This window comes from Leptospira semungkisensis, from assembly GCF_004770055.1.
Classification (GTDB): domain Bacteria; phylum Spirochaetota; class Leptospiria; order Leptospirales; family Leptospiraceae; genus Leptospira_B; species Leptospira_B semungkisensis.
In genome coordinates this window covers 118992-133207 of sequence record NZ_RQEP01000005.1, presented here as the reverse complement: position 1 = coordinate 133207, position 14216 = coordinate 118992, and the positions used below count along the sequence as shown (strand labels likewise).

Below are 14216 nucleotides of genomic sequence, written 5' to 3'. Positions count from 1 at the left end.
GATAAACGAACCAAAACAAAGGTCTGGAGAAAGACAATGAAACTCGAAAAGAAATTGGCAATATGTACGCCACGTAGAACTCCCTTCGCTCAAATTGCGAAAGCTTTAGGACCCTATCCCGGCCATCATCTCGGTCGCATAGTGGCTGAAGACATTATCGCAAGAAGCGGAGTGAAGAAAGAACAAATCGACGGAATCGTAGTTGGAGAAGGTTTCTCTAACGCTCCTAACTCCGCTCGTGTAATCGCTAACCTGATCGGACTCAGAGACGAAGTTCCTTCGATCACTGTTTCTAATAACTGCGTATCCGGAATCGAAGCTCTTTCAGAAGCTGCTCGCCGCATCGTTTTAGGAGAAGGAGAATTATACTTAGTTATCGGTGAAGAGTCTCAGACTTCTATGCCTTTCGTTGTTAAGAATGCTCGCTTGAATAAGAAAGCTGGATCCTTAGACAAATTGAAAAAACTTCTTCCTGACAATCTTCCTGAAGGAGTCGAGTTGAGAGACACTCTTGAAGACGGACTCGGAGACGGAGAGACTTCTTACGGAATGCAAGTGACTGCAGAAATCCTCGCTCAAAACTACGAGCTTTCTCGCGAGATCACAGACAAACTCGCATTCGAATCTTTCAAAAGAGCATTAGAAGCTTCTAAAGCAGGAAAATACGCTCCATTCATCATCCCTATGAAAGATGAGGACGGAACCGAGCTGACTATCGATGAGGCAGTAGGTCTTCGTGAAGGTTTGGTAGAAAACCCAAGCCGTATGGGAAGAGCAATGCTTCTTTTCGACAACCCTCAAATGAAATTCGACGAGTTCAAAACCAAGTACGCTAAGTATCTGGAAAAATCTCATGGACCAACCGTTTCCATCTTTAACGCGAGCCCTCGTTCTGATGGTGCTGCAGGTGTGATCCTTACTACTGTTGAAAAAGCTAAAGAACTCGGCCTTAAAATCGAAGCAGTTCTTTCCGGTTGGAGAATGAAAGGAGTTGATCCTAACTTAATGGGAATCGGACAAGCATACGCTACCGAATCTCTTCTCAAAGACACCGGAGTTAAGATCGAAGACGTAGACTACGTTGAGATCCATGAGGCATTTGCTGCGACTGCAGTTGCCGCTCTAGTTCAGATCGAGAAAGATACCGGCTGGAAATGGGAGCAAAAATTCGACGAGAAAAAGATCAATCCTAACGGAGGATCTATCGCGATCGGTCACCCATTCGGAGCGACTGGAATTCGTCTCGTGAACAATGCGATCATGGACCTTCAAGAAGATTCCAAAGCTAAGAAAGTTGTGATCACTGCTTGTGCTCACGGCGGTATCGCAGGAGCTATGCTCATCGAAAGATTCGAAGGTTAATCTAAGATTTAACTTTTATCTTTTGTGCCGAACCTCGGGAGGAAACTCCCGGGGTTTTTTATTAAAAATCCGAAGACAAACTAAAATATTTCTTTCTTTCCGTATTAAAGCGTCTAATATGTGTATATGCACTATTTGAGTGCAGGTTCGACGGCTTCTCCGAAAGACTTGGAGTTCAAGCAAGTGGGGAAGAGTCCGCCGAGGGAGAGTAAGAAAATGAAACTCGAACAAAAGCTGGCGATATGCACGCCTCGTAGAACCCCATTCGCACAGATTGCAAAAGGCCTGGGAGCTTATCCCGCTCATCATTTAGGTCAGATTGTTGCGGAAGATATTATCTCTCATAGCGGGATCAAGAAGGAAGATATAGATGGGATCATCGTTGGAGAAGGATTTCCCAGTTCTCCGAACCCTGCAAGAGTGATCGCGAATCTAATCGGCTTAAGAGACGAGATGCCTTCTATTACATTATCTAATAATTGCGTATCAGGTTTAGAAGCTGTCTCCGAGGCTGCTCGCCGTATCATCTTGGGAGAAGGTGAACTATTTCTAGTCATTGGAGAAGAGTCCCAAACAGACATGCCATTTATCGTAAAGAACGCGCGCCTAAATAAGAAGGCAGGCTCTCTGGAGAAATTGAAAAAGTTACTTCCCGACAATCTTCCGGAAGGAGTGGAGCTAAGAGATACATTAGAAGATGGGCTCGACGATGGAGAAAATTCTTACGGGATGCAAGTAACTGCAGAGATACTCGCACAGAATTATAATCTATCCAGAGAGATTACGGATAAGGTTGCCTTCGAATCTTTCAAACGAACTTACGATGCTTCTATGGCAGGCAAGTACGAACCGTTTATCATTCCTATGAAGGATGAGGAAGGAAATGATCTGAAAATTGATGAGGCAGTGATACTGCGCAAAGGCCTCGTAGAAAATCCAAGCCGAATGAGTCGAGCAATGCTTCTATTCGATAATCCTCAAAGCAAATTCGAGGACTTTCTGAAGAAGTATGGAAAGGATATAACTAGATCGCACGGACCAACTGTTTCTATCTTTAACGCAAGTCCTCGTTCTGATGGTGCTGCAGGAGTAATCATAACCACTGTAGAAAAGGCAAAGGCACTCGGTCTGAAAATAGAAGGAGTTCTTTCCGGATGGAGAATGAAAGGAGTGCATCCGAATTTAATGGGACTCGGACAAGCAGTCGCTACCGAAGGATTGTTAGAAGATCTAAATCTTAAGATCCAAGATATGGATTATGTAGAGATCCATGAGGCATACGGAGCAACTGCTGTTGCTGCGATGGAGCAATTGAAAACGGATACCGGTTGGGATTGGGAGAAGATGTTCGATGAGAAAAAGATCAATCCTAACGGAGGATCTATTGCGATCGGACATCCGTTTGGAGCCACAGGAGTTCGTTTGGTCAACAATGCTGTAATGGATCTACAAGAAGATCCTAGTGCAAACAAGATACTGATCACAGCTTGTGCTCACGGAGGAATTGCCGGTTCCATGTTGATAGAAAGATACAAGGCTTAGTAACTGATAGCACCTTATTTACATGCCTCGGAAGGGAACTCTTCCGAGGCTTTTTCTTTTCTTGGTCCTTAACAAACAGAAAAACAAAATCTGAAAGTTCCTAAAAGGACTCTTTCTCTAAAAACTCCGCTGTCCGAAAGTTCGCTTCTCAAACGAATGATTGAATAATTACAGATCCTTCTTTCTTTTTCATTTGATGTAAAACGGTTTGATTTCGCATCTTGGAGATATGACAGAGAAATTCGACGTTCTATCTATTCCTTTCAATGTGCACATTCAACTCTCCAGACCTAAAACCGGAGAAGATGCTCTTCTAGTGATGGAAGATAAACCTATTTATAAAAATCATGTCGGCTCAGGACATGCAGCTGCGTTATTCGCATTGGCCGAGGGAAGTGGAGGAGAGTTTCTTCTCTCTCGCATTGCATCCTTGCCTTATGAGATCATTCCTGTTGTTCGTAAATCGGAAGTAAAATACAAGAAGCCCGCACAAGGAAGAGTGATCTCTAAAGGAATTATCAACGAAGAAGAGTGGTCTTCATTCCTTGCTCAACTAGATAAGAAAGGAAGAGCAGGACTTACTGTAGGTGTTGAATTGTTTGACGAGACACAAGCGAATGTTGCGAGCTTCAGTTTCGATTGGTTTATCGCTAAAAAATAAGATCAATACTACTCTTTCATTTGAAATGACCGCAGGGCCTATCTTATAAGATGCTGCGGTCTTTTTGTAGATGCTTGTTCTACAATACTTACACAAAAGAATCTTTCACTTATATTCCGATTATAAAATCACTCTTTCCTTTCTTCAAAGTTGTTTTAAATAAATTCAAAAGTTGTAATGTTTATTTCGAACGACATCGCATTAGATTGCGTTTTTCAAAAATTGTTTGACCTTCTTTGAAATTCGGATAAGCCAGTTGCCTACAACCCGTAGGTGGTAGGGAGAATATGAAAAAGTTGAACTGGAATCTCGCGTGTGCCTTCGCCATGATCCTCGTCTTCATAGGATGTTCCGATAAATCGTCGGAAAAATCGGAGAGTGATAACTTACTCGCTCTTGTTAACTCGTCTTCAAACTCGGCCTCTAATCAAGGCTCTACATTGACCAGTCTTGCAACATTGCCGACTTCCACACCAACGGATGTGTTTTTAGTCGGAGCAGCGAAGACAGATATTACAGGTCCTTTTGTTCAGTCTAGTACTGGATATAATAGCCCGGGAGATGAAATGTCCGGATTGGCCATGAGGCTTTTTTCCAGAGCATTCGTGGTAGAACGCCCCGGAGGCTCGAGGGTGGCCATCGTAACCAATGATATGCTCCACATGTACCAGAGCGTTAAGATCGGAGTAGTTAAGAAACTCCAAGCCGACGGATACGGTTCCGCGTTCAATAATGACAACGTTGTGATCTTTGCAACTCACGATCACTCTGCTCCTTCTAATATTTCTTGGTATACCTTGTTCAACTTATTCAATGGTGTGATCGGTTTCGATAAGGTTCACTATAATATCGTAGTGAACGGTACTGCCAGTGCGATCGAAGCCGCATACAATGCAAGAAAGCAGGCAAGGATCAAATTCGCTACAGGTACCTTGTCTGGCGCGACCAATAACAGATCGAGCGCAGCATATAACTGGAATATTGATAAAGACAGTTTCGCAAAGAATACGGACGAAACAGTTAGTTTGATCCGCTTCGAAGGAACTGACGGAAGCCCGATCGGTTTGATCAACTGGTTCGGTGTTCATGGAACTTCTCTCGGAATCACAAACCGTCGTGCTCACGGAGATAACAAGGGATACGCTTCCTATTTGGTGGAAACCACTAAGGGCAACGGTTTTATCGCTGCTTTTCCTCAGACAGCAGTTGGAGATGTGAGCCCGAACCAACCTAATCCTACAGATATCACCAAAGCGTTTCTTAGACCAAATGATCTGGATCCTAGTTTAGATCCTTTGGAAAATCCTATCGTTCATGGAACGAAACAAGGAAATAAAGCATTAGAGATCTATGATTCTGCTTCTACTGTATTAACTGGAAGCATCGGTTATAGACATTCTCATGTGGTTTGGAATAATAAGATTGCTGTGGACCAAGGCTATATCGGTTCTTATTCCATGCCTTGGGATACAAATAGCGGGAACACAACTTGCGTCGCTACGATCGGTGGTGGATTTCTTGCAGGTGACGAAGAAGGAGCTCCTGTCGATTTTGCGAAAGAAGGAGACATCCGAAATAATTTCGTACTTCAGGACGGAGTCTGGGTAAAACAAAATTATAGCCTTACCAATGCAAGCGGCGCTGCGCAGATCTTAGGATACCTCTGGCCTTTAGCTCAGATCGCACTAAACTCTTCCAAGTATGAAGGTTGTGATAAGGAAAAATTCACTCTTCTTCCTGTAGGAGAAGTGGATAGCTTCTGGTTCCCAAATCCTCAGGTTCCTTTCGTGCCTGTGGTTCTTCCATTGCAAGTACTTACGATCGGAAATGCAGCGATCTTAACCTTCCCATTCGAGTTAACCACTATGGCTAGCAGAAGATTGAGAGCAAAAGTGGGAGCGACTCTTGCTACAGGAGGATATTCCAACGTAGTGATTGCCGGTATGGCAAACGCTTATGCACAATATTTGGCAACGAGAGAAGAATATTCCGCTCAAAACTTTGAAGGAGGCTTTACTGCTTACGGTCCTTGGTCGAACGCAGCATTGATCCAAGAGTTTGATCGAATTGCAGGAGATATCGTTGCAGGAAGAACTACGAACGCGGGACCTACACCGCCGGATCTTTCTAACCAACAGTTTATTCAAACCTGGCTTTCTCAAAATGGGATCGTGAACGATGGAGGAAATTTTGGTACTGTTCTTACGGATGCAAATGCTTCCTATAGCAAGACCAAGGATACTGTTTCCGTTAGATTCCAAGGTTCTCATCCTAGAGTCGTGCAAGATAAGAAACTAGACGGATCACTTTCTTCTTACTATGATCCGAACAATTATACGTATCTTGAGATCCAAAAGAAGAATGGAAGTTCTTGGACTACTATCGCTACGGATAATAATCCTTATACAGCTTACGACTGGGTAAGAACCGGAGGAGATCTATCTGCAACTTCTGAAGTTACGATCACTTGGTTGATCCGTAACCAACAACCAGGAACATACAGGGTCGTATACAACGGTTTGGCGAAACAGTTCTGGGTATTCTTCTGGACGTATGCCAAGTTCACAGGAATATCCAAGGAATTCGTTTTGCAATAAAACGAAAAGATCTGCGATTCAAATCAAAAAACGGATCTATTCCATAGTAGATCCCCCGGAAACAGGTAGACCTGTTTCCGGGTTTTGCGTATGATTCAATCTATGGTTCTCAAATCTCTTTCAGTTTCTCTTCTTCTTTTATTACTTCCTCTCTCTATGGTCTTTTCTCAGCCGAAAGGAGTCTATGATTTCACTGTGAAAGATATCAAGGGTAAGGATGTGTCTATGTCCAAATACAAAGGCAAGACTCTTCTGATCGTGAATGTTGCCTCTAAATGCGGATACACGTACCAATATGAAAATTTGGAAAAAGTATATCGCAAGTATAAGGACAAAGGCTTTCAAATCGTTGGCTTTCCTGCGAATAATTTTCTATTTCAAGAGCCAGGCTCTAACGAAGAGATAGAACAATTCTGCAGAGTGAAAAAGGGAGCAACCTTCGACATGATGTCTAAGATCTCCGTGAAAGGAGATGACCAAGCTCCTTTGTATACGTATCTGACTGCAAGTGCTCCAGAAACCGGCGATATCAAATGGAATTTCGAAAAATTTTTGATCTCTCCCGCTGGAAAGATAGTGGCTCGCTATAGATCCGGAACGGAACCGGATAGCAAAGAAGTCATGGATGAAATTGAGAAAAATCTAAAGTAGTAATATAGATTTTCTTGCAATCACAAAGTCGCGAGCTTCTGAGATAGGGCCGCGACTTTTTCTTTCTTATACATATTCTTTCAAAAAAGCTAATGTCATTGCCCAGGCTTGGTCTGCGGAAGATTTGTGATAGGCTCCTCTGGCATCGCAAAAGAAGCCATGTTCTGCTTCTGAGAAAACGAGCTCCGTAAAATTTTTATCGGCTGCTCTTAAGGAATCCGATACTGTTCGGATCTGATCCGGTTTACTTCCTTTGTCTTTTCCTGCCCAAACTAATAATAAGGGTGCTCTTTGCAAAGAAGAGTAGTCGGTACTTTGGATGATCCTGGTTCCGTAATACGAAACGGCGGCCTTCAAGGAGAACATCGCATTTGCTAGAAAGGAAGCTCTTCCTCCCAGACAATATCCTATACTTGCGATCCGATCAGATTCTACATTCGGATTCGAATGCAGCCATTCCAGCACTGATTTAAGATCAGAGCCTATATTCTCCGGAGTGAGTTGGCTAAAATGAGGCTGAAGAGATAGAAAATCATCATAAGATCCTACAAAACCGGGAGGAGCAGTCCTATAAAAAAGTTCAGGAGCTATAGCTACGTAACCTTGTTTGGAGAATCGGATCGCTACATCCTTAATATGATCGTTGACTCCGAAAGCTTCTTGCAGAACTAAAATACATGGAGAAGGAGAAGAGTCCGGATAAGCCACGAATGCTTGCATGGTCCCATGCGCAGTGGTAATTTGAACAGTTTCCAATTTCGTTGTATTATGATTTTGAGACATACGGTTCCAGCCGGTAAATTAGAAATATGGAAATTTATTGACTTTTGTCCAGTCTTTCCTCGGATTTTTGGTCTGATTAAATTCTTTTCTTTTTATTCTTTTTCCTTAATCTGGAAAAATGTCTTTTTATAAGTATTTTGGAATTCTAATCTTTCTACCAATCTCTCTGTTCGCAGAATCGGTTACGTCTCCTTCTCCCGAGATCTATGATACGAAGACCAAATCCAAGGTTTCTTGGTCGGAGATTGAAGAAAAAGCAAAGGATGCAGATGTAATCATCTTTGGAGAGGAGCATAACGATAAGATAGGTCATTCTTGGAAATTGGAGGCGTTAAAAAATTTATCTCTTAAATTTCCTTTGATACTTTCGCTGGAAATGTTAGAAAGGGATCAGCAAAGATCCTTGGACGAGTATGCAAGAGGGGAGATCACCGAAAAAGGTTTTTTAAGTTCCGGAAAGTTTTGGCCTAATTACGTTAGTGATTATCATCCTTTGGTTTCTTATGCTAAAGAAAAATCTATTCCTATACTTGCTTCTAACTCACCTCGAAAATATGTAAACCTGGTATCGAGCCAAGGTTTGGATGCCTTATATAAGATCCGCTCTCCTTTTCTTCCACCCAGGTACTTATATAATCTACATAGACAAAATGAATACGAAGAGGCAGTTGCATCCGTTCTGGGAGAGCACGGTTCCGGTCATGATAAGCAAAAATTTATAGATGCCCAGCATGTTTGGGATGCAAGCATGGCAGACTCGATTACTGAATCTTATTATTTATTAAAACGAAAAATAGTACAGGTCAACGGAAGATTTCATTCGGACAGAGGGCTTGGGCTTACATATCGACTCAGACAAATGGGTCTAAAAGTTTTGGTACTCAGCATTTTCCCAACAGAAGAGGGCAAATCCTTCATGGATGCCGATTGGGGACTCGCAGATTTCCTTGTGATTACAGAAAGAAAACCTGTGCCTTAACACTTTCGTGCTTGTAGGAGAAATCGGATCCTCCGACATTAATAGTGATGTTGGAGACTAAGGTCCGCACTCTTACTGAAACCAAGTTCGAATGCCTTTCTTGTGGAACGATTTCCAGGCTGCCTGAAGGAGTTCCTACCGGGACAGTCTTCAAGTTGACCTGTTATCGCTGCGGGAACAAAGCCCTAGTCAAATACATGTCTCCAATTCCGGAGCCGGAAACGGACAGACCGAATCGGCAATCCGAGATTCCTGTCTTAACTCCTCCAAAGCCTCCGGTTTCTTATACACCTTCTCCAGCTCCACTTCCTAAAGAAGAGAAGAAGGTTTCGAGCCCGGGTCTCTTAGAGACTCTTTGTACTAAATTCGAAGATTGGAAGAAGGGTTGGTCTCAAGGTTCCGAAGAACGTCCTTGGTTCCAAAAGATCAGAACTGCTACCGAAGGTCCTACAGCATTCCATCGACCCGTAAAGACTCTCGCAGAAAGATTATTAGATAGAAGTAAAAAGTTCAAACTTCCTAAGATCAAAATGAATTTTTGGTTTTGGGTCCTTCCGCTTCCTCTTGCGTTAGTCTTCCTTATTTTTTTCTGGCTTGGTGTCATTCAGAGAGAAGGAGAGGTCGAGAGTCTATTAAGTATTTTTTATATTCATCAACCCACTGTTATATATGATAGGGACAGCAAGAAAGTCTCAGAGATCTTCGGAAAGAAAACGAGCAACTTGGAATGGGACGCGTATCCTGAGAATTTGAGAAAGATGGTCCTTCTAGTGGAAGATAGAAGTTTCTTCTCGCATGGAGGGATCCATTATTCTTCCGTTCTAAGAGCATTCTTCGTAAACATAGTAAGTTTTCGTTTTAAACAAGGCGCCTCTACGATTACGCAGCAGTTGGCGCGGATCATGATGAACGACCGAGAAAAGAGTCTCGGCAGAAAATGGAAAGAGGCTCAGCTTGCTTATGCGCTTGAGTCCGCTCTAGATAAAGAAAAGATCCTTCTTCATTACATGAATAATGTATATTTGGGTCATGGCGCTTTTGGCTTTGCGAGTGCTTCTGAATTTTATTTCGGAAAGAAGCCAAAGGATCTGAGTATTTCAGAGATGATCGTGTTGGCTTCCTTGGCATCCGCTCCCAATAGATATTCTCCTTTGAAAAATCCTGACCTTTCTCTCGGAAGAGTAGAAGCCATCTTAAAGTCTTTAGAGAATGACGGCGCTTTAAAAGAAGATCTTCGTCCATCCATGATGGAGATCTACCAAGCCTTTAATACTCGTTCGCCTGGAGAAACAGTCTATGGAAATCGCAAAGACGATTCTCCTTACGTAACGGAACATGTAAGAAAATTTCTGCAAACTTTGTATCCTGATTCGAATATCTATGAGAGCGGAGGATTTTCCGTTTATACCACTATCTCTCAGCCGGTTCAGGCGGAATTGCAAAGAGTGGTCAAGTCTCATGTGGAAAATCTTCTACGCAGCGGACAAGTTAGACGAAATAGGCTGACCGATATCGGAAAGAACGCCGATGTGAACCCGTTTCGAAATTTGATGTCAGATGTTTCTCCGGCCTTGGAATTATTCATAGATACGGATCGGTTTGCGACTACGGGAGATAGTGGTTTGCAGGCGGCTGTAGTGGCAGTGGATCCTCAATCGGGAGATATACTTCTTCTTCATGGAGGAACCGAGTTTAAGGCGGACAATCAATTCTCTCGAGCCACCGGGATGTATCGCCAAACAGGTTCGACTATTAAGCCTATCTTATATTCGGAAGCGATCGATTCCGGGATTGCGACTCCTGCGACCCATATTTTGGATGCGCCTTTGATTTATAGGAATGCTGTCTCGAACTGGATGCCGGAGAATATCGGAAATCAATATGATGGAGATATTTCTCTTAGAGTAGCTCTCGCAAAATCCAAAAATACTGCCGCCGTGCAGATCGCCGAAAAACTAGGGTTAGGCGAAATCTCGGATGCGTTTCAGAGGTTCTTCTTTCCGGAAGATAAAGTATTAAAGACTAGATTCAGAAGAGACCTTTCCTTGGCCTTGGGCTCTTTGGAACTTTCTCCTTTAGAGATGGCCTCTGCTTATTCTGCTTTTGCAAATGATGGGAATGTGGTTCGTCCTCATCTGATAGAAAAGGTAGTAGATAGAGCGGGGAATGTTGTATTTCAGAGAAAAGATCAGGACGAGTTCAATCTGAAATGGCCGGGAACGCGCAAGGTCCTCTCTCCTCCGACTGCAGAGATCATGATAGATCTATTGCACGGAAGTGCGAATCATGCAGGAGTTCGTAACACAGGATATAGGGGCGAAGTTGCCGGAAAGACGGGGACTACGAACGATCACAGGGATGCTTGGTTCGTAGGAGTTCGACCTGGGATCTCCATGGCAGTTTGGTTAGGATATGATTCTCCTAGTTTCGGAATGGGAACGTCTGCGTTAGGCGGAACAGTGGCGGCTCCTCTTTGGGGAACAATTGCTAAACTATTCGATTCCGCAGAAGCGGGAGACAAAGACGAAAGAAGAAAATACCAGTACTCCCAAAGAGCGGTGACCCTCGCGATCTGTCCTGAATCAGGAAAGCTTCCAGGGCCGGATTGTCCTAAAAAAGAAAATGAAATGTTCCATCCTTCTCATGTGCCGACTGAGGTTTGCCCTCTCACTCATAAATCGGACGCGAAGCAGGAGCTTCTGAAGAATGTATTCTAAGAGACGAGCAGGAGTCTTGGCCCTTCTGTTCGTATTCGGGTTCTCAAAACTCGGAGCAGTTTCTTATGAAGAAGCATACGAGCTCGAAAAGGAAGCTCCCATCTTTGCCATTCCTTTATACGAAGAAGTTGTTAAGACTGCTCCAGTTGCAGATGTGAGAAAGACTGCTTCTTCTCGCCTTTATTTTTTATATGAGAAATTCAATAAGTATGTCCCTGCTCTACAGTATCAGATCAGGGCAGGAACTCTCAAAAACAAAAAAGGTGAATGGTCTCCCTTAGTTAAAAATCTTGCCGACGGATTAGGGGTTAGCGCTTTTTCTTTATTAGGAATCTTGAATGCTTGTTCTAAAGAAACTTCCGCCTGGATTCCACCGGAACCCACAATAAATCCGGATACAGGAGAGTTGGTCCAACCTGTTCCTCCCGAACCATATCGAATTCTTTCTAAAAAGGAAAACTTTCCTCTCATCCGTTTCTGCTATTCTTTAAAGATGAAGAATCGAGATTATGAAGGTTGGGATCATATCTTCTTTTATCTTTTTGAAAAGGAATTGCTTGCTAAAGACGGTGCACTTCCTCTCTGGGTTGGATCTTCTATTCAATCTGGAAAAGGAACTCCCTATCGAAGGATTTTTTTGTCCGGTAGATTTAAGGATCTGAGTAATGATTCAAAGTCGGACATTCTATTTTTATACGCTAAGTTTCTACGCCATAAGGGAAAATTCGAATCTAGTACTCGATACTTTTTGATGAGCGGGAATTACTCTTCTGCTAAGCGAGCAAAATGGGAAACCGCAAAGAACCTTCTTCTCATGGATAGAAAGAAGGAAGCCTGCACTTATATAGGAGACTCTTTCTATTCAGGAGATGAATCCGAAATCTTGATGAAGAAAATATGCCAATCAGGTTCAGGCGATTGGCTTTCGGATTATCTTCCTTCTATCAAGATATTAATGAGAGAGAATCCTGATCCAGTCTTTGCATACGCGTTGGAAGGTGGAGGAAGAGACGCGCAGGAATTCTTCACAAAGCAAGTTGGATTGAAATCATCCGACAAGGATGATGATGCGGAAGAAGATTCCGAATCTGCAGAGATCCTTGCCAAATTAGTTCCTACAGAAAGTCGTTTGAAATTTCCTTTTTGGGACGCGAGAGATAAGGAAGCGGATCTAATTGTTCCAGACCGCGCAAAATATTTATGCAAGGTGATTCGAAGGCCTTTCTTTGGAACTCCTTCCATTCAGCCTCAGTTTTGCAAAGAAGTCTCACCAGGAAGTTTAGAAACACTTCTTTCCATAGTAGGAGAAGAGGAAGAAGAAACTAGTTTCGCATTTGCAGACCCAGCATATCTTCCTCTTTCCGTGAAATGGCAATGGAAAGATATTTCTAATCTAGAAACGAATTCGGATGGAACTCCTTCTAAACCATCCAAGGGACCTTATTCTGAAGCTGGACCCTGGAGCTTGGAGTATATCGTCTATCGTAAAGTTCTAAATCGTGCGTACGCCGAAATACGGTTGGGCAAAGATCAATATTACGTTGTTTCCGTGAAACCTTCTTACGTGATCTGGAATAAGAATTAAGAGAGAGCGTTTAACTCTTACTGTTGCACACCTGCACGCCAGACTTTGTCGATAGACAAAGTATCCGAAATATTTTGAAGGGGATTCCCTTCTATCAATAACAGATCTGCTCTTGCTCCTGGAAAAATTCGACCACGATCGTTTAAGCTAAATCTTCGTGCAGGAACAGAAGTGGCAGCACGTAATGCCTCTATAGGTTTAAATCCGGCAGCGACTAATAATTGCAACTCATGATGAAGACTTGCGCCATGAGCCAAACCTCCAAGATCCGCAATTGGTTCGGAGACATCACTTCCCGCCAGTATATCCACACCTGCATTATGAAGAGCCATTACGCTTTCGAAGGAGTCTTCTAATTTTCCTTTGGGATAAACATTCATGTTTTTGGAAAGAGCTTCTAACCATTCTTTGCTAAGCTTAGAACTAACACGTTTGTCTTCGAGTAATGTTCGAGGACTGTTTCCAAACGCAGTAGATAGTGTAGTCAATGTGGGAACAATGAAAGCACCCGAAGATTTAATGGAAGCGATCAATTCTTTGTCCGGTTTCTCATCAAAGAATAAATGCGCCAATCCATCTATTCCCGCAGAAATTGCCCTTCTTCCTCCTGCAATAGAAGTAACATGAGCGATTGCTAACTTTCCCTTGCGATGAGCCTCATTCACGGAAGCAACTAATGTTTCATCGTCGATTACCGGAAGTCCCGGAGTGCCGACAGTCTCTCCATCTTCTATGATGATCTTAATGAAGTCGGAACCTTCTTCTACTTGTTTATCTACGAATCGGATTGCTTCTTCCGGAGTGGAAACGAACGGGTAGCGATAGAATAATTTCAAGAACCAATTGCTGCTTAACTTCATGTATTGGGTAGGATGTCCCCCAGGCGGAGTGATTCCCATACCGGCAGAACGCATATCTGCGATGTCATTTCGATTTGCAATTTGCCAACGTTCCCAAAACATCCATTGGCCTGTCATTTCAAGTTCAGTAGTAATCCCGAACAAGAGCGCATCACGTAGGCCGTCTATATCCGTATGAACATGAGAGTCTATTAGACCGGGCATTAATGTGCCGCCTTTCGCATCTACGACGATAGCTCCTTCAGGAATATCTTTGCCGATAGAATCAATGCGAGCTCCTTTAATGATCAAAGTATGATCTGGGATCAGTTCTTCTCCATCAAATATGTTAGCGTTAATAATCGCGATCGTCTGGTCTTCCGGAGCTCCCGATTTTTTGCAGCCGATCCAGAAACTAGCTGCAGTCATCACAATCACTACGATTGCAGTTTTCAGAACGTAATGTTTATAAGTTTTGCTCTGTATATTGAAATTCATGT

10 protein-coding genes are annotated in these 14216 nt (G+C 43.0%); 8 read left to right on the top strand and 2 right to left on the bottom strand.

Translation table 11 applies throughout. The annotated features are described in order from the left end of the window. Nucleotides 1-36 precede the first annotated feature (36 nt). The 5 genes from EHO59_RS00735 (at nucleotide 37) to EHO59_RS00715 (ending at nucleotide 6813) form a co-directional block, all read left to right on the top strand. Nucleotides 37-1362 (top strand): thiolase family protein, encoded by a 1326-nt coding sequence (locus EHO59_RS00735; protein ID WP_135583794.1) that lies wholly within the window; start codon nucleotides 37-39, stop codon nucleotides 1360-1362. Between the two features lie 216 nt (nucleotides 1363-1578). Then, nucleotides 1579-2904: a thiolase family protein gene (locus EHO59_RS00730; protein ID WP_135583792.1), complete on the top strand. Its 1326-nt coding sequence runs from the start codon at nucleotides 1579-1581 to the stop codon at nucleotides 2902-2904. 229 nt (nucleotides 2905-3133) lie between these two features. After that, nucleotides 3134-3565, top strand: coding sequence for a YiiD C-terminal domain-containing protein (locus EHO59_RS00725; protein WP_135583790.1), 432 nt, complete (start codon nucleotides 3134-3136; stop codon nucleotides 3563-3565). Nucleotides 3566-3852: 287 nt separating this feature from the next. Then, nucleotides 3853-6162, top strand: coding sequence for a neutral/alkaline non-lysosomal ceramidase N-terminal domain-containing protein (locus EHO59_RS00720; RefSeq protein WP_135583788.1), 2310 nt, complete (start codon nucleotides 3853-3855; stop codon nucleotides 6160-6162). Nucleotides 6163-6264: 102 nt separating this feature from the next. Then, complete coding sequence (locus tag EHO59_RS00715; RefSeq protein WP_135586365.1) at nucleotides 6265-6813, top strand: glutathione peroxidase; 549 nt, start codon at nucleotides 6265-6267, stop codon at nucleotides 6811-6813. A gap of 66 nt (nucleotides 6814-6879) precedes the next feature. Here EHO59_RS00715 and EHO59_RS00710 read toward each other — a convergent pair whose 3' ends face one another. After that, nucleotides 6880-7596, bottom strand: coding sequence for a dienelactone hydrolase family protein (locus EHO59_RS00710; protein WP_135583786.1), 717 nt, complete (start codon nucleotides 7594-7596; stop codon nucleotides 6880-6882). Between the two features lie 118 nt (nucleotides 7597-7714). On the opposite strand from EHO59_RS00710, the gene EHO59_RS00705 reads away from it, so the two are divergent. The 3 genes from EHO59_RS00705 to EHO59_RS00695 are packed head-to-tail and all read left to right on the top strand — an operon-like array spanning nucleotide 7715 to nucleotide 12877. Further along, a complete protein-coding gene (locus EHO59_RS00705; RefSeq protein ID WP_135583784.1) occupies nucleotides 7715-8575 on the top strand; it encodes a ChaN family lipoprotein in 861 nt (286 codons plus the stop codon). Nucleotides 8576-8616: 41 nt separating this feature from the next. Beyond that, on the top strand, nucleotides 8617-11292 hold the full coding sequence (locus tag EHO59_RS00700) for a transglycosylase domain-containing protein (protein ID WP_167882070.1): 2676 nt from the start codon (nucleotides 8617-8619) through the stop codon (nucleotides 11290-11292). Beyond that, nucleotides 11282-12877 carry a hypothetical protein gene (locus EHO59_RS00695; protein WP_135583782.1) on the top strand — a complete coding sequence of 532 codons (1596 nt, stop codon included), beginning with the start codon at nucleotides 11282-11284 and terminating at the stop codon, nucleotides 12875-12877. The genes EHO59_RS00700 and EHO59_RS00695 overlap by 11 nt, the downstream gene beginning before the upstream one ends. Nucleotides 12878-12894: 17 nt before the next feature. Here EHO59_RS00695 and EHO59_RS00690 read toward each other — a convergent pair whose 3' ends face one another. Next, the gene (locus tag EHO59_RS00690; protein WP_135583780.1) at nucleotides 12895-14214 is read right to left on the bottom strand and encodes an amidohydrolase family protein; all 1320 of its coding nucleotides are present in this window, start codon (nucleotides 14212-14214) and stop codon (nucleotides 12895-12897) included. Nucleotides 14215-14216: the final 2 nt, after the last annotated feature.